Annotated in this window: 19 protein-coding genes; 4 read left to right on the plus strand and 15 right to left on the minus strand. The window is 64.0% G+C overall.

The features are described from left to right. Positions 1–2: 2 nt before the first annotated feature. From murA to dnaN, 9 genes are all read right to left on the minus strand, one after another. On the minus strand, positions 3–1,298 hold the full coding sequence (gene murA / locus IVB29_RS21105; protein ID WP_247505312.1) for a UDP-N-acetylglucosamine 1-carboxyvinyltransferase: 1,296 nt from the start codon (positions 1,296–1,298) through the stop codon (positions 3–5). Positions 1,299–1,582: 284 nt separating this feature from the next. Further along, positions 1,583–2,047: a hypothetical protein gene (locus IVB29_RS21110; RefSeq protein WP_247505313.1), complete on the minus strand. Its 465-nt coding sequence runs from the start codon at positions 2,045–2,047 to the stop codon at positions 1,583–1,585. Positions 2,048–2,138: 91 nt separating this feature from the next. After that, positions 2,139–2,777: a phospholipid scramblase family protein gene (locus IVB29_RS21115; RefSeq protein ID WP_247505314.1), complete on the minus strand. Its 639-nt coding sequence runs from the start codon at positions 2,775–2,777 to the stop codon at positions 2,139–2,141. Between the two features lie 319 nt (positions 2,778–3,096). Further along, complete coding sequence (gene gyrB, locus IVB29_RS21120; RefSeq protein ID WP_247505315.1) at positions 3,097–5,532, minus strand: DNA topoisomerase (ATP-hydrolyzing) subunit B; 2,436 nt, start codon at positions 5,530–5,532, stop codon at positions 3,097–3,099. 355 nt (positions 5,533–5,887) lie between these two features. Further along, positions 5,888–8,056 carry a hypothetical protein gene (locus tag IVB29_RS21125; protein WP_247505316.1) on the minus strand — a complete coding sequence of 723 codons (2,169 nt, stop codon included), beginning with the start codon at positions 8,054–8,056 and terminating at the stop codon, positions 5,888–5,890. 119 nt (positions 8,057–8,175) lie between these two features. After that, complete coding sequence (locus IVB29_RS21130) at positions 8,176–8,919, minus strand: hypothetical protein (RefSeq protein ID WP_247505317.1); 744 nt, start codon at positions 8,917–8,919, stop codon at positions 8,176–8,178. A 119-nt stretch (positions 8,920–9,038) separates the two neighbouring features. After that, positions 9,039–10,175, minus strand: a complete 1,137-nt coding sequence (gene recF, locus IVB29_RS21135) for a DNA replication/repair protein RecF (protein ID WP_247505318.1) — start codon at positions 10,173–10,175, stop codon at positions 9,039–9,041. A gap of 89 nt (positions 10,176–10,264) precedes the next feature. Continuing rightward, entirely contained in the window at positions 10,265–10,630 is a 366-nt protein-coding gene (locus IVB29_RS21140; protein ID WP_247505319.1) for a DUF559 domain-containing protein, read from the minus strand. A 127-nt stretch (positions 10,631–10,757) separates the two neighbouring features. Beyond that, the gene (dnaN, locus tag IVB29_RS21145) at positions 10,758–11,876 is read right to left on the minus strand and encodes a DNA polymerase III subunit beta (protein WP_247505320.1); all 1,119 of its coding nucleotides are present in this window, start codon (positions 11,874–11,876) and stop codon (positions 10,758–10,760) included. Between the two features lie 34 nt (positions 11,877–11,910). On the opposite strand from dnaN, the gene IVB29_RS21150 reads away from it, so the two are divergent. Continuing rightward, positions 11,911–12,051 carry a hypothetical protein gene (locus tag IVB29_RS21150; protein WP_247505321.1) on the plus strand — a complete coding sequence of 47 codons (141 nt, stop codon included), beginning with the start codon at positions 11,911–11,913 and terminating at the stop codon, positions 12,049–12,051. Positions 12,052–12,143: 92 nt separating this feature from the next. On the opposite strand, the gene dnaA is transcribed toward IVB29_RS21150, so the two are convergent. Beyond that, entirely contained in the window at positions 12,144–13,556 is a 1,413-nt protein-coding gene (gene dnaA / locus IVB29_RS21155; RefSeq protein WP_247505560.1) for a chromosomal replication initiator protein DnaA, read from the minus strand. A 1,265-nt stretch (positions 13,557–14,821) separates the two neighbouring features. Continuing rightward, positions 14,822–15,088: a 30S ribosomal protein S20 gene (gene rpsT / locus IVB29_RS21160; protein ID WP_247505322.1), complete on the minus strand. Its 267-nt coding sequence runs from the start codon at positions 15,086–15,088 to the stop codon at positions 14,822–14,824. A 377-nt stretch (positions 15,089–15,465) separates the two neighbouring features. On the opposite strand from rpsT, the gene IVB29_RS21165 reads away from it, so the two are divergent. From IVB29_RS21165 to IVB29_RS21175, 3 genes are all read left to right on the plus strand, one after another. Further along, entirely contained in the window at positions 15,466–15,783 is a 318-nt protein-coding gene (locus IVB29_RS21165) for a hypothetical protein (protein ID WP_247505323.1), read from the plus strand. A gap of 175 nt (positions 15,784–15,958) precedes the next feature. Next, positions 15,959–16,615, plus strand: coding sequence for a peptide-methionine (S)-S-oxide reductase MsrA (msrA, locus tag IVB29_RS21170; RefSeq protein ID WP_247505324.1), 657 nt, complete (start codon positions 15,959–15,961; stop codon positions 16,613–16,615). A gap of 278 nt (positions 16,616–16,893) precedes the next feature. After that, the gene (locus tag IVB29_RS21175; RefSeq protein ID WP_247505325.1) at positions 16,894–17,631 is read left to right on the plus strand and encodes a polysaccharide biosynthesis/export family protein; all 738 of its coding nucleotides are present in this window, start codon (positions 16,894–16,896) and stop codon (positions 17,629–17,631) included. A 1-nt stretch (position 17,632) separates the two neighbouring features. Here the strand turns inward: IVB29_RS21175 and IVB29_RS21180 are convergent, their stop codons facing one another. The 4 genes from IVB29_RS21180 to IVB29_RS21195 all read right to left on the minus strand — a co-directional run bounded on the left by IVB29_RS21180 (position 17,633) and on the right by IVB29_RS21195 (position 20,179). After that, positions 17,633–18,112: a hypothetical protein gene (locus IVB29_RS21180; protein WP_247505326.1), complete on the minus strand. Its 480-nt coding sequence runs from the start codon at positions 18,110–18,112 to the stop codon at positions 17,633–17,635. Positions 18,113–18,208: 96 nt separating this feature from the next. Further along, a complete protein-coding gene (locus IVB29_RS21185; protein WP_247505327.1) occupies positions 18,209–18,880 on the minus strand; it encodes a dienelactone hydrolase family protein in 672 nt (223 codons plus the stop codon). Positions 18,881–19,053: 173 nt separating this feature from the next. Then, on the minus strand, positions 19,054–19,389 hold the full coding sequence (locus tag IVB29_RS21190; RefSeq protein ID WP_247505328.1) for a hypothetical protein: 336 nt from the start codon (positions 19,387–19,389) through the stop codon (positions 19,054–19,056). Positions 19,390–19,414: 25 nt separating this feature from the next. Then, positions 19,415–20,179, minus strand: a complete 765-nt coding sequence (locus tag IVB29_RS21195; protein WP_247505329.1) for an alpha/beta fold hydrolase — start codon at positions 20,177–20,179, stop codon at positions 19,415–19,417. Between the last annotated feature and the right edge of the window lie 64 nt (positions 20,180–20,243).

Raw genomic sequence — 20,243 nt, forward strand, 5'->3', positions numbered from 1 at the left:
ACCTAGCCCTTCCGCTCCGGCACGCGCTTGATCTTTGCCCCAAGCGCATTCAGCCGTTCGTCGATGCGCTCATAGCCGCGCTCGATCTGGTCGGCGTTGTTGATCGTGGAGGTGCCCTCGGCGCAGACCGCGGCGAGCAGCATCGCCATGCCGGCGCGGATGTCGGGCGAGATCATCGATGCGCCGCGCAGGCGGCTGGGGCCGGCGATGATGGCGCGGTGCGGGTCGCACAGCACGATGCGCGCGCCCATCGCGATCAGCTTGTCGACGAAGAACATCCTGGATTCGAACATCTTCTCGAACATCAGGATCACGCCTTCGCATTGCGTGGCGGTGACGATCGCGATCGACATCAGGTCGGCCGGGAAGGCCGGCCAGGGCTGGTCCTCCAGCTTCGGCACGTGGCCGCCGAAATCGTCCTGGATCTTCAGCGTCTGGTTCGAGGGCACGATGAGATCATCGCCCTCGACGCGGCAGACGATGCCGAGCCGCTCGAACCCCATGCGGATCGAGCGCAGGTGCTCGACGCCGGCGCGCGTGATGCGAAGCTGCGAGCGCGTCACGGCGGCAAGGCCGATCAGCGAGCCGACCTCGATATGGTCGGGCTGGATCCGGTAGGTCGCGCCGCCGAGCGTCGCCGGACCATGAATGATCATGGTGTTGGTGCCGATGCCCTCGATCTTCGCGCCGAGCGCCACGAGAAAGTTGGCGAGGTCCTGCACATGCGGCTCGGACGCCGCGTTGCGCAGATATGTAACGCCGTCGGCAGCGACCGCCGCGACCAGCGCGTTCTCGGTCGCGGTGACGCTGGGCTCGTCAAGGAACACGTCGGCGCCGGTCAGCTTGGAAGCGCGGAATTCGAGCCGGTCGGTCGCGGTGACCTTGGCCCCGAGTTGCTCCAGCGCCAGCATATGCGTGTCCAGCCGGCGGCGGCCGATAACATCGCCGCCCGGCGGCGGCAGCATCACTTCGCCGCAACGGGCGAGCAGGGGACCGGCGAGCAGGATCGAGGCGCGGATGCGGACGCAGAGCTCTGGGTCGAGATCGGCGGCGCGGATGCTCTTGGCATGAATCACCAGCGTATTGCGCCCGGTCCATTCCGCTGACGCGCCGACCGAGCGGATCAGCTCGACCAGCGTCTCGGTGTCGCGGATCCGCGGCACGTTCTCCAGCGTCACCGGATGCTCGGTGAGCAGGGCGGCGGCGATAATCGGCAGCGCCGAATTCTTGTTGCCGGACGGCTCGATCGAGCCCGAGAGCCGGTGACCGCCCTCGACGATGTACTGGATGGGCGCCAAGTGGATTCTCGCTGTGCTGTTGCGGTGGGCGGGCTGCTTTGGGGCGGAAACTATAGGGAATTGAGCGCGGTAGCAATTGTGCCGGCGGTGTTTCGGAGCCGGTCCGTGAGCCCCGGCGGGACTGCTAATCCCTCATGGTGAGGAGCGCGGAACGCGCGGATCAGGACGATGCTGCGTATCGCCAGGAGAACCATGCCAGGCCCTGTGCCGCCTGTGGCCACCCTTCGCGACGTCCGCTTCCGGCGGGCTCCTCAGGATGAGGGTGGTGTGTGCGGCAAGCGCCCCTAAAGCAGGCCGATGATATTTCCGACCACATAGAGGATCGCGATCAGGATCAGCGCGCCGATCATGACGAAGGAGATTTCGATCGCGATGGCGCCGGTGCCGAGGACGGCGGCGACACCGGCGAGAAGTCGTTCTTCGCGCAAAACCAGCGAGAGGACCGAGAGTAAAATGGCGAGCAGGCCGAGCGAGATTGCGGTCGCGGAAGCGGTTTCCGACCAGCTGCGTCCGGCGGATTTTTCGACCTTCGGCGCCTGATACTCTATGCCCTTCACCCGCGCCATCAGGCGGTCCTTGATGCGATGGCCAGTGTCGACGATGACCTGGTCCGCCGGCGGCGGCGGAAACACCATCGGCACCACCCAATGCGGCAGCACAGCCGCCATCAACGCCAGCACGCCGACAATGCTGCCGATGATGCCGAGCCGGCGGGGGGGCAGGGTGGGCTTCAATGCGGGGGCGCTCATGACATGGTGTTTCCCGACCCGAACAGGCCGATGGTTCTGCGCTATTTCGTCGTGATGGCGGGTGGCGAGGTTCAGGAGGTTAAACGGGGTTTCAATCGCGGATCAAATTGATGACCCCGCCCTCGCCTTTGGCTTCGAAGTACATGAGATCGATGTAAATCGCAGCTGCGAGAACCAGTGCGCGTTCGTCTTCGGTCAGGCTGGGGTCCAAATATTCCACGAGAAAACTATCGCGGTCTGTAAACAGTTCAGAGGCCAGGCCAGACCATTTTTTCGCAACGCGCGCGTGCTCTTGCGGTCCGCGCATAAACGGGAACGTCCACACGCGCCAAAAGGGTGAACTGACCTCGAGCACCACTCTCCCCTGCGCATCGTGCACATGGAAGGTCTTGGTGAGAATCGAAAACTGACGCTCGATGGTTCCGATGAGGCGGCCGTCGCGCGCATGCAGCTCCAGACACTGGAAGAACCAGCGGAAGGGATGAACCCCGCGCATGACCGGCTGTCGAGCGTTGTCGAAGAAATGGATCTCAAAAGAGCGCCAATGCCCAAATGCCTGGCGCCACAGGAAGCCGAGAAGTCCCTTTTGCTGTTCAGCCGCATAGAGCAGATCGCGGCCATTTTCATCGCAGATGCGATATTTGTTGCGGGTCTCGAAACCGAAGAGCTCGGCCAATTCGAAGGCCTGCTGCACGTACATTTGGCGCTGGCCAGCTAAAGTCGACAGCATTCGTTCAGACCTCTACCAGTGCCAGCTACGCTATTTTGTCGCGGTGGCAGGTGGGGAGGTTCAGGAGACGGTGTCTCGCCTTAAAGGTGGTGCGCGCCCTCTCCCGCTTGCGGGGGAGGGTTGGGGTGCTTCGGCGGTGGGATTGTCGAACTTTGCGGAGAATGCCCCCAAGAGAAGAAAGGCCCCACCCGTCGCTTCGCCATGGCCGAGCCTTCGGCTCGGCGTTGTTTAGAACGGCCGCCGAAGGGCGGCCTATGCCTTCCCCGTAAGCGGGAGAGGTTGCACCGAGAGTGATGACGCCCTATCAGGCCAACCCGCCTCAGATATCGATCGTCGCGCTCAGCGAATGTTCCTGGATGAAGTCGCGGCGGGGCTCGACCACGTCGCCCATCAGCTTGGTGAAGATGTCGTCGGCCTCGTCGACCTCCTTGACCTTCACCTGCAGCAGCGAGCGTGCGTCGATGTTGAGCGTCGTCTCCCAGAGCTGCTCCGGATTCATCTCGCCCAGACCTTTGTAGCGCTGCAGCGTGACGCCCTTGCGGCCGGCTTCGGTGACGGCTTCGAACAGATCGACCGGGCCGTAGACCATGTGCTCGACATCCTTGCGCCGCAGCTTGCCGGGGCGGACATAGACGTCCTGGAGCTTCACCGTGTAATCGTCGAGCTTGCGGGCTTCGACCGATCCCAGGAATGCGTCGTCGATGACGGCGGCTTCCTTGACGCCGCGCACCGTGCGCTCGAACTGGAAACCCTGGCCTTCCACGTATTGACCGATCCAGCCGCGCTCAGCCTCGTCGGCAAGCGTGTCAAGGCGGGCGGCGATGTATTGCGCGGCCGAGGCTGCTTTCTCCGAGTCGCCGTAGATCGCCTTGTTGAGCACGCCGGTGATCGCGGCCTGCTCGATCACCTTGCGATTGTAGCGGGTGTGCAGGCTGCGCAGGATGCCGCGGACGGCGCGGGCATCGTCGACCAGCGAACGCAGGTCGCGTCCGGTGCGATCGCCGCCGGTGCCGGGAATGTAGACGCAGTCGTCGAGCCCGGTATCGATCAGATAATCTTCCAGCGCCCGCTCGTCTTTCAGATATTGCTCCGACTTGCCGCGGTTGACCTTATAGAGCGGTGGCTGGGCGATATAGAGATAGCCGCCGTCGATAATGTCGCGCATCTGCCGGTAGAAGAAGGTCAGCAGCAGCGTGCGGATGTGAGCGCCGTCAACGTCGGCGTCCGTCATCACGATGATCTTGTGATAGCGCAGCTTCTCGATCGAGAACTCTTCGCCGATGCTGGTCCCGAGTGCCGTGATCAGCGTGCCGATCTGCTCGCTGCCCAGCATCTTGTCGGGACGCACGCGCTCGACGTTGAGGATCTTGCCGCGCAGCGGCAGCACCGCCTGGAATTCGCGGTTGCGGCCCTGCTTGGCGCTGCCGCCTGCCGAGTCACCCTCGACGATGAAGAGCTCGGACTTCGCGGGGTCCTTTTCCTGGCAGTCGGCGAGCTTGCCGGGCAGCGAGGAGACCGAAAGCGGGCTCTTGCGCGTCAGCTCGCGCGCCTTTCGCGCAGCTTCGCGCGCGGCGGCGGCCTGGATCACCTTGCCGACGATCATCTTGGCCTCAGACGGATGCTCTTCGAACCAAGCCTGGAGCGCCTCGTTGAGGACGTTCTCGACCACCGGGCGCACTTCCGAAGACACCAGCTTGTCCTTGGTCTGCGACGAAAACTTCGGGTCTGGCACCTTCACCGACAGCACGGCGGTAAGCCCTTCGCGGCAGTCGTCGCCGGTCAGCGCGATCTTTTCCCTCTTCGCATTGGCTTCGGCATAGCCGTTGACCTGGCGCGTCAGCGCACCGCGGAAACCGGCCAGATGGGTGCCGCCGTCGCGCTGCGGGATGTTGTTGGTGAAGCACAGCACGTTCTCGTGGTAGCTGTCGTTCCACCACAATGCGGCCTCGACAGTGATGCCGTTGTTTTCCGCGTTCACCATGATCGGCGCCGGCACGATCGCTTTTTTGTTGCGGTCGAGATATTTGACGAACTCTTCGACGCCGCCGGAATAGTACATCTCCTCGCGCTTCTCGACCGCGTGACGCATGTCGGAGAGGGCGATGTTGACGCCGGAGTTGAGGAAGGCGAGCTCGCGCAGCCGGTGCTCCAGCGTCGCGAAATCATATTCGATGTTCTTGAAGGTTTCCGTCGAGGCCTGGAACGTCACCTCGGTGCCGCGCCTGCCGGGCGCATCGCCAACCACCGCCAGTGGTGCCACGGCATCGCCATGGGCGAATTCGATGTAGTGTTCCTTGTTGTCGCGCCAGATGCGCAAACCGAGCTTGCTCGACAGCGCGTTGACCACGGAGACGCCGACGCCGTGCAGACCGCCGGAGACCTTGTAGGAGTTCTGGTCGAACTTTCCGCCGGCGTGCAGCTGGGTCATGATGACCTCGGCCGCCGAGATGCCTTCGCCCTTGTGGATGTCGACGGGAATGCCGCGGCCGTCGTCGCGCACAGTCACTGAATTATCGGCATTGAGCACGACCTCGACGCGCGAGGCGTGGCCCGCGAGAGCTTCGTCGATCGCGTTGTCGACGACTTCGTAGACCATGTGGTGCAGGCCGGAGCCGTCATCGGTGTCGCCGATATACATGCCGGGACGCTTGCGGACGGCATCGAGACCCTTGAGCACGCGGATCGATTCCGCCCCGTAATCGCTCGGATTTGAGGGTTCGTTTTCGGCAGGCGTCTGCCGAGCAGGTTCTGTCATGAGAGGCCTTCGAGATGTCGCCCGAATCAGCGGCGCAAAAGGCGCTGATTTGCAGGCTATTTGTGCCATGAAAGAGGACTTGCGCCTAGCGCAAAGTATCTTCCGGCAAGTCTTTGATCAGATAGGATTTTTTAGCGACTTTTCAAGGCTTTTGGAGGCCGATTCGGAGGCTCGCAAAAAGCGCAATCCGAGGGGCTGTTTTGGGCGTCTGAGAGGCGTGGTTTTTGCGGGTTGGGGAGGGATGTTTCGAGGTGGCTGAAACCGTTCGCGCGAACTTGGTTCAATCGGTCGGCCTCGGACTCGCTGCTCCCTCTCCCGCAAGCGGTAGAGGGAGCGCACCTGTTGCGTGGCTGCCTCAATACATCTGCAGCGGCAGCACATCGCCGTCCGGCCCCACCAGCAGGCCCCAGGCGTCGCCGGCGGTGGCGGTGAGGGTCTCGTTACGGGCAGGGCGTCCGGCCACACGCAACGCATATTGGTACTTGCCGGGCGGCAGATCGAGCATCGGGCCTTTCGGCGATTGCGGGCCGCCGGCGCCGGCGGCGATCTTCACGGTCTGATTGTTGATCGTCAGCGACGCCTCCTTCGGCCCGATATTGCCGAGGATCACCTTGGCCTGGCCCGCCCTGGGCATGATGTCGGCCTTGATCGCGGCCTGCGGATTCCGCTGCACCAGGCTGACCGTGGTTTCGTCCCTGACGCGGCCAAGCTTCAGCATGGCCGGTCCGTCAGGCGAGGTGAACGCCAGCTCCGCGCGCTCAGCGGTGACGGTCGCGCCGTCGGCCTTTTCCTGCCAGCCGCGCTTGGTCAGCTCCACGCGATAGAATGCGAGCACATCTGACAGCTCGGCGGGGATGCTGGCTTCGAGCTCGGTCCGGAACGACTGGTCGCTGCCGGGGAATTTCGTCGAGCTGACCCCGCTGGAACTGCGCTGCATCGGCACCGGCAGGGCGGAGTCGGGATCCGGCTTGAGCGGCTCGGTCGATTTCGCCTGCGCGGGCCTGGATTCTGCCGATTTAGCCTCGACCGGCTTTGCGGCAGCCATGACCAGACCGGTGCCGTCCGCGCGGACATTCACCTTCGGGCCCATCTGCATCACGGTCATCGAGATCGACTTGCCGCCCTTGGAGAATTCCATCACCGCCATGTTGGGCTGGTTGATGACGGAGGGCTGCTCTTTCCAGCCTGCGGGCTTCAGCGCCGCGCGGTAGAATGCGGTGAGCGCCTTCACGCTCGATGCCGAGGAAAATTCCAGCTGGCCGTCGCTGCCTTCGAACTTCAGGCCTTCGGCGTTTTCGGGCAGCGGCACCGGCGTGTTGCTGCCGGCCTGTGCCTGCAAGGGCGTGTCGGACAGCGTGGCGGCCTGCGCCTTGCGCCTGACTTCGTCGGCGGCGATGACCTGTTTCACCATCGCATCGGCGTCCTGCATGAACTTGTCGTCGGCGTCTTTCTTCGCCTTGGCGCGGGCGGCGAGCACGGCTTCCTTCACCTGTGCGGTCAAACGCACCATGGTGAAATCGTATTTGCGGCCGAGCCGCAGCACGCCGGTCTCCTCAGGCGAGGAGAATTTAAGCGCGACTTCATCGCCTGGGGCAGGCGGTGCATTTCCCTCCTCCGTCCAGCCGCGCGCCGCAAATTCGCGATGATAGAAGGCGAGCACGGCGGGCAGATCGGCAAGAGCTGCGACCGTCAGCTCGCGCCGGTTCGATCGGGCATCGCCTCTGCTCCCCGCTGATTTGTACGGCTTCGGCGCCGGCAGGCCGGACATATCTTCCGCCTCGAGATTGGTCGGCAGCGCGAACGGCGCGATCCGGATGTCGACATTGGTCCGCCCGTCGTCACGACGGGTCAATGTCAGCATCACCGGCTTCTGCTGATAGAACTGCGTCGAGTCGCCGTCGGGATGGTCGTAGAACGCGCGCACGCCGTTCGGGACTGATACGGTCAGGTCCGCGTTCGGCCAGCTTGCAGCGGTCGCGGGCGTCAGCTTGCGCCAGCCGATCGCGGCCATTTCCCTGGCATAGAAATCCTGCGTGGCCTCGAGCGTGGCCGGCGCGATGCAGCCGAGATACGGCCGGGTCTCGTCGAACACGAGATCGATCGCGCTCTCGGGGAAGGGAACATTCGAGTAGATGCGGTTCGGCGTGTAGGTGACCGAGGATTGATCGGGCCGGCCGAGGCCCTGCGTGAAGGAGACGGAAAGTCCCTGCCGTCCCTTCTTGAAAGCGAGACCGGTGTTGGCCTCGTCGAGCGGGCGAACATAGGGCACCCAGCCGTCGGCACTGAGCATCTTCTGCGCGGCAGCGGTGGTCACCGCGACGATGGTCGGCACGCCATACTGCACCCGGTGGGGATCCGGGCGTGAATTGTCCTCGAATGCGCCTTGCAGCTTCGGCAGGGCGTGAACATCGACGATGCCATCGTCGGCGCGTGCGGGGAGCGACGCGCTCGCCATGAGCAGAAGGCCGCAGGCAAGCAGCCGCCAGCGTGCCGGGACCTGGGTCCCGCGCTTGATGATCGACATCGAGAAAACTCCAGGATTTTGCGCGGGTCTTAATCCCTTGCGCAATTGCAGGCCGCGACACCGTCGGCGCGGCCCCAGACGACTAGTCGCGGCAGGAACCCGGCAGGTTCAAACAGGGCTCAATACAGCAGGAGTGGCGACCATGCCTCGCCGTCGCGCCCGACCGTGAGCTCCCAGGTGTCGCCGGCAGCGAAGTTAAGGATATTTGTGGTGGCTGGATGGCCCGGCACGCTCAGCTCGTAGGCGTATTTGCCGGGCGCCAGATCCAGCGACACCGCGTGGGCGCCGCTGGCGCGCTTGATAGTCCGGTCGTTGATCGTGAGCGTGGCTTCGGTCTCGCTGATATTGGAGAACACCAGCATCGCCTGGCCGGGCTCGGGCATGACATTCGCGTTGGTTGCGACAGATGCGTTCTTCTGCACGAGGTTGACCGCGGTGCCGCTCTCGTTGCGGTCGAGCGCCAGCATGCCGGGTCCGAGCGGGGAGACGAAGGCAAGCTGGACGTGATCGGCGGAGACCATCGCGCCGTCGTGCTGTTCCTGCCAGCCGAGCTTCCCAAGCTCGGTGCGGTAGAAGGCGAGGACGTCACGCATTTTGGCGGGCACGGTGGCCTCTAATTTGGTGCGGAGCGGCGTTTCAACGCCGAGTACGACGGTGGTGTGGATTCCCCTGTAGCTGTAACGGGTCGGCGCGGGCAGCTTGGAATCGGGGTCGGGCGTGAGCTCGGCCGAAAACAGCGCGGACAGATGCGGCACCCAGGCGCTGGCGCTTGCCGCCAGCATGCAGCTTGCGAGGAAGACGAGGCCGCACGCAAACGCCCGCCATCGTGCCGGGGCTTGCGCCCCGGGCCCTACCGTCCGCATCTCACTCTCCAGGAATGTCGCGCATCGTGTCATCGCGCGATGGGTAACGGCTGCGACACCGTCGGCGCGGCCTCTTGCCAACTAGTCGTGGCGGAAAACGGTCGGGTTCAATGCGAAGATCATCGCCGGGCCGATACTCGTCCGCTCTCGACGTCAAAGACCTCGCCGCCTGCGCCAATCTCGGTGAAGGCGGCGGGGTCCGCGCCGGTCAGCCACACCTGTGCGCCGAGCTTGCGCAGCTCGTCGAACAATGCGGCGCGCCTGCTCGGATCGAGATGGGCAACGACCTCGTCGAGCAGCAGCAGCGGCACGATGCCGGTCATCTCGGCGACCAGGCTCGCATGCGCCAGCACGAGGCCGATCAGCAGCGCCTTCTGCTCGCCGGTCGAGGCATCGCGCGCCGGCATGCTTTTCGGCGCGTAGATGACCTGGAGATCGGTGAGATGCGGGCCATCGGTGGTGCGGCCAGCAATCGCATCGCGCGGACGGTTGTCGCGCAAGATCTGGCGGTAGCGGTCCTCGACCGACGTTGCTGTCTCGTTGAGCAACGCGTTCTCCATCCAGCCGTCGAGCGCGATCTGCGCGGACGGGAACGCGGCGGCCTGCGCGCGCGCGTTCAGCATGCCGGTCAGCCGCGCCGCGGTCTGGCCGCGCGTGGCGGCGACCGCGACCGCAAGCTCGGCGGTCTCGCGCTCGATCGCATCACACCAATGGTCGTCGTAATTGCGCGTCTCGAGCAGGCGGTTGCGCGAGCGCAAAGAGCGGTCGAGCGCGGAGATGCGGCTGGAATGCTCGCTGTCGATGGCGAGCACCAGGCGGTCGAAGAAACGCCGGCGTTCGGAAGCCCCGCCCATGAACAACCCGTCCATCGCCGGCGTCAGCCACACCATGCGGATGTGGTCGCCGAAGGCTGTCGCCGAATTGACCGGCTCGCGGTCGATGCGGACGCGCCGGCTCACGGCGGCATCTGCGCGTGGCGGGTCGATGCCGGTGCCGAGCGTGGCGAGCCCCAGCGCGCCCTCGACCTGCGCGGAGACCGCCCAGGAACCGTCGCCCTGGTTGTCGGCGACGTCCTCCAGCGTGGCGCGCCGTAAGCCGCGTCCCGGCGACAGGAATGAGATCGCCTCGATGCAATTGGTCTTGCCCGCCCCGTTCGGCCCGACCAGCGCCACCATGTCAGCCGCCGTCTCGAGCCCCGCCGCCCGATAATTACGAAAATGCGTCAGCGTCAGCCGGTGTATGCGGGAGGGGGTCATCAGTTATTCGTCATGGGCGCGTTTCTTCCCCTCTCCCCTTGTGGGAGAGGGTGGCGCCTCACGAAGTGAGGCGACGGGTGAAGGGTATGTTACCGCCCGGCAAGCTTTGCAAGGATGTCCTCCAACACAGCTTCGGATTGTTGCAGCACGTCGTTGTTCCAATAGCGCGCCATCGCAAAGCCTTCAGCGGAGAGAGCCGCGTCACGATCTGCGTCGCTTCGTGATTCCGCATGCTGGCTTCCGTCAATTTCGATCACGAGACGCTTATCGAAGCAGACGAAATCAAGGATGTAGTTTCCGAGTGGGGCCTGCCGGCGAAACTTGTATGTCGACAGGCGACGGTCTCTGAGCAGGCGCCACATCGCGGCTTCCGCGTCCGTCGGTTCGTGCCGCATGTTCTTCGCAAATTGGCGGATATTTTTGGGGACTGGCCGATGGGACGGCTCTTGCGGCACTAACCCCTCACCCGACTGAATGTGTATCTGCCGGCGGAGTAGCCCTCTCCCACAAGGGGAGAGGGCGCATCAATGCGCATCGCGCTCAGTTCTAGAAGCAGGGTGCGTCGGCGAGGGAGCACGTCCCTCACACCCGCATCGGCATCAGCACATACAGCGCGCTCTTGTCGTCGCGGTCTTGCACCAGGGTTGGCGAGCCGGGGTCGGCGAGCCTCAAGGTGGCGACGTCGCCTTCGATCTGGGAGGCGATGTCGAGGAGGTAGCGGGAGTTGAAGCCGATATCGAGGGCGTCGGAGGCGTATTCGACTTCGAGCTCTTCGGTCGCGCTGCCGGAATCCGGGTTGGTGACCGACAGCACCAGCTTGCCCGGCGACAGCGACAGCTTGACCGCGCGGCCGCGCTCGCTGGAGATCGTGGAAACGCGATCGACCGCGTTCTCAAAGTCTTTCTTGTCGACCACGAGCTCCTTGTCATTGCCTTGCGGGATGACGCGGCCGTAGTCGGGGAAGGTGCCGTCGATCAGTTTCGAGGTCAGCACCACGTTGCCGATGGTGAAGCGGATTTTGGCCTGCGACAGCTCGATCGTCATCTCGGCTTCGGTGTCCTCGATCAGGCGCTGCACCTCGCCGACCGTCTTGCGCGGCACGATCACGCCGGGCATGCCGTCGGCGCCCTTGGGCTGCACCAGATCGAGCTGGGCGAGGCGATGGCCGTCGGTGGCCACGCCGCGCAAGGTCGCGGCGTTCGCGGTGCCCGCGGCATGCAGATAAATGCCGTTGAGGTAGTAGCGCGTCTCCTCGGTGGAAATCGCGAATTGGGTGCGGTCGATCAGCCGCTTGACGTCCTTGGCGGCGAGATTGAACGAATGCGACATGTCGCCGGCGGCGAGATCCGGGAAATCATTCTCCGGCAGCGTTTGCAGCGTGAAGCGCGAGCGGCCGGCGCGGATCGCCAGCACGGCGCGGTCGCCGTCGGCCTCCAGCACGATCTGCGAGCCGTCAGGCAGCTTGCGCACGATGTCGTAGAACATGTGCGCGGGCACGGTGGTGGAACCGGCGGTCGCGGTTTCCGCGGGCAGCGTTTCCGTCACCTCGAGGTCGAGGTCGGTCGCCTTCAGCGACAATTTCGCGTTCTCGGCGCGGACCAGCACGTTGCCGAGGATCGGAATCGTGTTGCGGCGCTCGACCACGCGGTGAACATGGCCCAGCGACTTCAGGAGTTGCGCGCGTTCGACCGTAACCTTCATTGCACTACTCGCCCGATCCCAAGGAAACATAACGTTGGAAAAGCCGGGCGGCCGAAAAGCGCGCCACGGCACCGAAGACCCCGAAAAGCCGGATCATCCAGCCGATATGACCAAAGCCGTCAGGGTCGCGCAAGGTGGCGCGGAAAGCCATCCGTTTCAAGGGATTGAGGGGTAGTTCCGAACGATTCCCACGATTTCCCGCCCAAACGAAAACCGCCGCCCAGCGCATGGCCGGGGCGGCGGGAGATTGGCGGGAGGCCTAGGCGTTTATTCCTGAAGCTGGCGCTTCAGCGACTCCACTTCCTCGGACAGCGCGGTGTCCTTGGAGACCAGTGCCTCGATCTTGCGCACGGCGTGCAGCACCGTGGTGTGGTCACGACCACCGAAACGGCGGCCGATCTCCGGCAGCGAGCGCAAGGTCAGGGTCTTGGCGAGGTACATCGCCACCTGGCGCGGACGGACCACGTTGGCGGTGCGGCGCGAGGACAGCAGGTCGGAGCGGCTGACATTATACTGCCGCGCCACCACGCGCTGGATGTCCTCGATCTTGATCCGCTTCGGCTCCTGCGGCCGGATCAGGTCGCGCACCTCGTGCTCGGCCATTTCCAGCGTCACCGGCCGGTTGTTGAGTTTCGAGTGCGCCAGCAGGCGATTGATCGCGCCTTCGAGATCCCGGCCGTTATGGGTGATGGCGCGGGCCAGATAGGTCAACACCTCCTCGGGCACTTCGAACGTCGCGTGATGGGCGCGGGCCGCCGCGACGCGCGACTTGAGAATGCCGTGGCGCAGCTCCTCGCCGAGCGAACCCATCTCGACCACGAGGCCGCCGGCCAGCCGCGAGCGCACGCGCTCATCCAGGCTTTCGAGATCGGACGGCGGACGGTCGGCCGCGATCACGACCTGGCGGCCGGCATCGATCAGCGCGTTCAGCGTGTGACAGAACTCGGCCTGGGTCGACTTGCCCTGCAGGAACTGGAGATCGTCGATCACCAGCACGTCGATGCCGCGCAGCGCTTCCTTGAAGGCGAGTGCCGTCTGCGTCTTCAGCGCGGCGACGAAGCCGTACATGAACTTTTCAGCCGTGAGATACAGCACCTTGCGCTCATTGCCGGAATTGCCGGCCCAGGTCACCGCCTGCAAGAGATGCGTCTTGCCAAGGCCAACACCGGCGTGGATGTAGAGCGGGTTGAACATCACAGGGTCGCCGCGGCGCCCCTCCGCGACCTGGCGCGCGGCCGCATGGGCCAGCGTGTTGGAGCGGCCGACGACGAAGCTCGCAAAGGTCAGGCGCGGATCAAGCGGCGAGCCGCCGAGCGCATCATGATTGGCGGAGACCGGCGCGGTCGCGGTCGAGCGCAGCTCCGGCGCAGGTGCGCGGCGTGCTTCGACCGGCGCGGGCGCTTCCTTCTGCTGCACCACCGGGCGCATCGCGGAGCGAACGGTCAGATCGATACGATGCACTTCGGGCATCTCGGCCTGCCAGCACGACAGCACGCGCTCGGCATAATGGGCCTGGATCCAGCTCTTCAGAAAGCGCGTGGGAACCGAGAGCCGCACGCTCTCCTCCTGCACGCCTTCGAGATCCATGCGAGCGAACCAGCTCGTATAGACGTCTTCGCCAACGTTCGAGCGCAGCCGGCTCTTCACGCGTGACCAGCGATCCTGTTCCGATGTCGTCATCATTTGAAAACTTTTACTGAGAGATAAAGTTGCGTTGTGAGCGCCATGCAGGGTTCCTGCCATCAGGATGTCTGCAATGGCGTGACCTCGAGCGATTCCATCGTCGGACACAGCTCCGCCGTTCGGCGCGAACGCCTTGGGTCAGATCAGCGATGTCAGAGATGGTGCGGTCGCGAGGTCAGCGCGTACTCGGCGCTCCGTCACACGCGGGAGGCTGGACGTCCGACGGATTTAAGACGGCATCGTTGGAGTATGAGACTTGTTTCAATACCGCGTTGAGTCCGTAAGACATGATACCTCCCCGTCCTGCCGTGATTGCTCACGGCAAGGTCCTGCGTGTCCTGAGACAACTGCGATGAAGTCGCCGATGTCCTGCCCGTCTGCACTGTTCGTCCGCTCGGCGTCGCCAATCACGCGTGTCGGGGTAGCCGCAAGATGTCTCTCAGGTGCGCCTGGCGCGAGCGAGATCAAGAAGATCCCGCTTGGAGACATTCAGACAAAAAACTACCGTTCCCACATTGCTGTGGGTTTTGAACCGACAATCGCTTGTTGAAGCGTCGCCTACGTGCACACCGCCGCCGATTTGCACGCTCGCCCCGTTTCTAAAACCGCGCTGGTCTCAAGATCGTGGGCGCTGCGGACGACTTAAGGAATACACCAAGCGGAAAGACTCGCAACGAAATTGATTCCAACTTGAGGCGTTTAAAAACTTGACCAGCGTTAACGCCGCGCGGGAGTTGTGCACAGGCTTGCGAGCAAGAGTTTGAATCCGTGCACAGATTCGAAGACGCCGCGCGTCATGTGACAATTCCCCGTCACCGCCAATTTTTTTTTACAAAAACGTCACGCACCCGACGCGCGAGCGATTTTTCCAAATGCTTGTCGGCACTATGTCGATAAGTTGTTAGCGAGACATCGTTTTTTGAGTCTCGTTTCGCAGGGTAGCTCCACCGCGAGATACCTTCCGGGGAACTACGGTGTGCAGAACTCGCGCGCGCACAAATTCAACTTGAACCCGCCCCGCAAGGGTTTTTCGCAGCGCAGTGAAAGCTTCCGCTGTTGCAAAATCATCCGCAGGTAGAACGACGGAACGCATCATAGTGCAGGCAGCGCAAATCTTCCAATCGAAGATTGGCCGACGCGTGACTGCTTGCGTGACTATGACAGGCAGCAAAAAGCCCGGCGCGAGGCCGGGCTGATTGACGAGCGCGATGTCAACCGGATCAACCGATCAGATGACTCGGCGCACTTGCTTCGCGAAAAGCTTACTTGGCGAGCTTGGCGATCTGCGCGCTGAGGCGCGAGACTTTGCGGCTGGCGTTGTTCTTGTGAACGATGTTGCGCTGCGCGGCCTGCATCAGGGCGGGCTCGGCAGACGCCATCGCCTTCAGCGCGGCGGCGCGATCGCCGGTCGCGATGGCTTCTTCGACAGTGCGGACGGCGCCACGCATCTGGGTGCGGCGCGACTTGTTGACGGCAGTGCGGCGGGCGATCTTGCGCGTCGCTTTCTTGGCGGAGGTGGTATTGGCCATGGTCTCAATATCCTTTGCGGTACCGGTCGCGTCTTGGTCGGGTAGCGCCGGCTGCTGGACCGCTGAATCGACGCTCGGAATTAGGGTGTTCGGTTGCTAGGCTGTTCCCGGAACATGAGGCTTCGAAGGGCCTATAAGCCCAAGGAGCCTGCGACTGCTCAAAGAACAGCGGCGGCAGGATTGCGCCCACCGCCAGTTGGCGCCCTTATAGAGAGGGTCTGCGACACCGTCAACGCTTTCCGGGGCTGGAAAACTGGCCTCAAACGGGCTGGACGGGTGTCGTAACGCCCTGAAGAGGTTGAATTTCTGCCGCCTCCCGGCTATTGGCTGGCGGCGTTCCGATGGTCGTCCGATCGGACGACCATATAAGGTGAGGCATGATCCGCGGCTTTTTCCGACTGATTGGGCTGTTGCTGCTGGCCGGCGGGTTCATCTTCATGGTCTATGACGGCGCCCGCTGGGTGGCCGACCAGACCCTGAAGTTCACCCGCTTCGGCCAGTTCTGGAACGACATCAATCAGGCGAGCCAGACCGCGTTCCGGACCTGGGTCGAGGCCAAGGCGCCCTGGCTCTGGACCTCGGTGATCCGCTTGGTGCTGGATCAGCCGGTGTTCGCCGTCCTGGGTATTCTGGGCATCCTGCTGATGATCCTGTTCCGGCCGCGGAAACCCTTGATCGGCTATTCCCGGAATTGATCTTCAATTCCCGCCGGGATTGATCTTCAATTCCCGCCGGAACCGAGCCTCGCGCTGCCGGCCGCGTAACAGGGCTGCCCTTGCTGACGTAGATCCTATATTCCCACCTTGATCGCGAGCACGCCGCCTGAGCGCTTTGGCTCGAGCGACGGACAGCTCGTTCCGGAGATCCGTCATGCTGTTCATGCGCAAGACCACCGCATTGCCGAGCGCCACGGAAGCGTTGCCCGGCCGTGCGCAAGCCATTCCGACCGCGACTACTCATTTCGTCAACGGCAGCAAGCTGCACGCGCCCTATCCCGCCGGCCTCGAGCAGGCGGTGTTCGGGCTCGGCTGCTTCTGGGGCGCCGAGCGCAAGTTCTGGGAGCTCGGCGACGGTATCACGACGACGGCTGTCGGCTATGCCGGCGGCCACACGCCGAACCCGACCTATGAAGAAGTTTGCTCGGGCCGTACCGCCCACACCGAAGTGGTGCTGGTCGTGTTCGACCCGAAGAAGATTTCCTATGAGCGGCTGCTGAAGGCGTTCTGGGAGAGTCACAACCCGACGCAGGGCATGCGCCAGGGCAACGACGTCGGCACGCAGTACCGAAGTGCGATCTACACTTATTCAGATGCGCAGAAGAAAACGGCCGACGCGTCCAAGGCGCTCTATCAGAAGGCGCTTGCCGCAAAAGGCCTCGGTGCCATCACCACCGAGATCGCGCCCGCCGGCGAATTCTATTTTGCCGAGGACTACCATCAGCAATATCTGGCGAAGAATCCCGCCGGCTATTGCGGTCTCGGCGGCACCGGCGTGTCCTGCCCGATCGGCGTCGGTGTGAGCGCGTAACTGCAACGTCGAAGCGGTGATGTGCTTACCCTCCCCTGGAGGGGGAGGGTCGTTACGCATGCAGCGAAGCTGAATGCGTAGCGGGGTGGGGTGACGGTCTCTCCGTATCGAGCACTGCCCGTGTTGAGAGATCACCCCACCCCGTCTCATATTTCGCTGCGCTCAATATGAGCCGACCCTCCCCCTCCAGGGGAGGGTTGCGACCAAAGCCCCCACAACGCTTTATTAACCATAACCGGTGCATCACTGGAGCTGTCTCGTTCCGAGGGATAGGTCCGGTGCCGGTTGCACGCGCGTTTCGATGGTCGATATTGGCAGCGTCCGCCGCGCTGACCCTTGGCGGCTGCATGCAGACCGCCGGCCCCGTCGCTTATTTGCAGCCGCGCGCCGATCTCGATTCCATGGCCTATGGCCAGCCCTATGGCGCGCCGCAACCGGTCGTCGTTGCCAACAGCGGCGGTGGCGCCATCGCGGCGCTCAGCAATTCCTTTGCCTCCTCGCCCGCGCCCATGCAGGTCGGCTACGCCGCGCCGATGGCGGGGCCGATGCGCTACGACGCCTCCTACCATCTCGACGCCGGCGACAAGCTGCGCGTCGTGGTCTACGGCCAGGAAGGTCTCACCAACAGCTACGCCATCGACGCCGGCGGCTCCATCACCATGCCGCTGATCGGCGCGGTGCCGGCGCGCGGCCGCACCACGGCGGGCCTTGCCGGCGAAATCGCCGCGCGCCTGCGCAACGGCTATATCCGCGAGCCTTCGGTCGCCGTCGAGATCGATTCCTATCGCCCGTTCTTCATTCTCGGCGAAGTGTCCGCGCCCGGCCAATACCCTTACGTGCCCAACATGACGGTCGAGAGCGCCGTTGCGATTGCCGGCGGCTTCTCGCCCCGCGCCAAGCGCGACATCGTCACCGTCACGCACACCGAAGCCGGCGGATCCATGCGCGCCGTCGTCCCGCTCGGCACGCCCCTGGCCCCGGGCGACACTGTGTTCGTCGGCGAACGCTGGTTCTAGCTCACCGCCTGAAATCAAGCCGTCCGTTCGGAAAGCTGCCGTCGATCCGTGCCGCGTTGACCACGAGTCCGACCCACGGCCGCATGATCGCGGGATTGGTCAGGTTGATGTACTTGCCGACCAGACGCGCTCCCTCCTGCGCAGCATCGATCAGTCCGTGCCGTCGACCATTGTCCCAGTCAAAGCGAAGATAGATCCGCCCGCCCGCGACGCGGACTTCCGCGCGCCCCTCTTTCCACGCTTCCGGCGTATCGCCGACGATGGTCGGATCGGCGCCGCCGTTCCATCGGCTCGCCCAGACGCCTTCGAGAGGATCGGAAGGCGCGGCGACGGACGCCCATGGCGCCGCGTTGCCGTCTGCCGCATCGCCGGAGAGCGTCCCGGTCGCGGCATAGTCCATGACATCAGCGTCATCCGGCATGGGCACGTCCATGGTGCCGAACGGATTGCGGATGACGATGTTGGTATTTGCCTGCTGCATGGCGATCTCCCGGCGTGAGTTGGCTCGATCAGCCAGCTCTATCGCCGCGCGCCAGGCAGCAGCCACCCGTTTCCCGCGAAGGGAATCAGCCGCGCGCTACTTCAAATGCTTCGCGAAAAATTCCAGGCTGCGCGGCCAGGCGATATCCGAGCTCGCCTTGTCGTAGCTCGGCCGCTCGTCGCAATGAAAGCCGTGCTGGGCGCCCGGATAGATGAAGACGTCCACGTCCGGCCGCTTCGCCTTGACGGTTTCGACATCGGTCAGGGGAATTCCGGTATCCTTCTCGCCGAAATGCAGTTGCGTCGGCACTTTCGGCTTCTCGTCGGCGAAGCGCACGACGGCGCCGCCGTAATAGCCGATCGCGGCCTTCAGGCCCGACAGCCGTGTGGCCGCGACGAAGGCGACGCTGCCCCCGAGACAGAAGCCGATGATGCCGACCGGGCCGACGCTCTTGACCGCGTCGATCGCGGCTTGCGTGTCGCGCAGCATCGCCTCCCAGTCCGGACTGGCGACGAATTTTCGCGCTTCGGCGATCTCATCGGGCGTGTAACCCGACTGGAAGCCCGGCGACGTCCGATCGAAGATCGACGGCGCGATCGCGACATAGCCTTCGCCTGCGAGCCGGTCGCAGACCGAGCGGATGTGATGATTGACCCCAAAAATCTCCTGGATCACGACCACCGCGCCCTTCGGCGTGCCTGCGGGATCAGCGCGATAGGCGCCGAGCTGGAAATTGTCGGAAGCCGTAAGTTTGATGTCTTGTCCCACGCGGGTTGTCCTTCTTGGTTGGTCGTCAATCACGAAGTCCGCTCTCTCCCCTCATCCTGAGGAGCTTGCGTAGCAAGCGTCTCGAAGGATGCAGGCCAAGATGCAGCAGCGGGGCCTGCATGGTTCGAGACGGCGCTTCGCGCCTCCTCACCATGAGGAGTGAGAGTTATTCGTTACTCCCACATCCAGTTCTCGCCGTAGTCCTCCTTCCATCCCGCCAGCCGGCCGTGACGGAATTGCAGGAACAGGCGATGGCGGGAGGGGATCAACCCGCTGCCGCCGAGGTTACGCAAAGCGAGATAGATCTCGTTGCCGGGCCGCCCCCGCACATACTGCAGCGGTTGCCCCAGCGCCCGCGCGGTCTGCCCGGCATCCATGCCGAAGGCGAGCGGAATGTTGTTGGACAAGGTCGTGACGAAAGGCTGGCGTTGTGGCAGGCCGCCGAACGGTTCCGCCTGCGCAGACATCGAGAGCAACACCGCGCCCGCAGCCAACATCGCCCGCTTCATTGCCTGTGTCCTCGTCCGGCCCGTCCTATCCCGGCAAGTTCTTCAGGAAAGGTTCGACCGCGTCAACAAAAGCCTTGGGCTGATCGATATTGACGGCGTGTCCGGCGGCGGGGATCACGACTTTTTGTGCGCCGGGAATCTTTGCCGCCATGTAGTCGGAGGCCGCCAGGAACGGCGTGTCCTCGGCGCCGACCACGATCAGGCTAGGCACCTTGATGTCGGGCAGCAGCTCGATCACGCGCGCATCGCGCTGGGTCAGCATGCCGCGTGCCGCGAGCGCCAATCCCCTGGCATTGCGATGGCTGGCGGTGGCGCGCTCGCGCGTCGCCGATTTCAGCATGTCGAGGCCTTCGCGATCGAGCTTGTCGGCGGTCGCAAGCGCCCGCGCGTTCCAGGCCTCGCGCGCGTCGTCCTTCTTGAAGCCCGGGCCGGTGTCGATGATCAGCAACGCACGGGCGCGGTGCGGATAGCTGCGATAGAACGCGAGCGACATGTAGCCGCCGAGCGACAGCCCGCCGATGATGGCGCGCTCAGTGCCGATCGCATCGAGGATCGCCGCGATGTCGCCGACCGTCAGCGCTTCGCTGTAGGCCTTGGGATCATCGGGGTAATCGGACTGACCATGGCCGCGCATGTCCCACAAGATCAGCTTGTGGTTCTTCGCGAGCGCGTCGACCTGGCCATGCCACATCGCCGACGTCGAGGAGTAGCCGTGCGTGAGCAGCAGCGGCGGCCCGTTGCCGTGAACTTCGTAGTAGATCCCGACGCCGTCCCGATCGATCTTCGGCATTGCTTCCGCCCTCTCCTTTTTATTCTCGGCACGACGACGGTGTACCCTCTCCCCTTGCGGGAGA

It is taken from the genome of Bradyrhizobium sp. 1 (assembly GCF_023073315.1).
Taxonomy (GTDB): domain Bacteria; phylum Pseudomonadota; class Alphaproteobacteria; order Rhizobiales; family Xanthobacteraceae; genus Bradyrhizobium.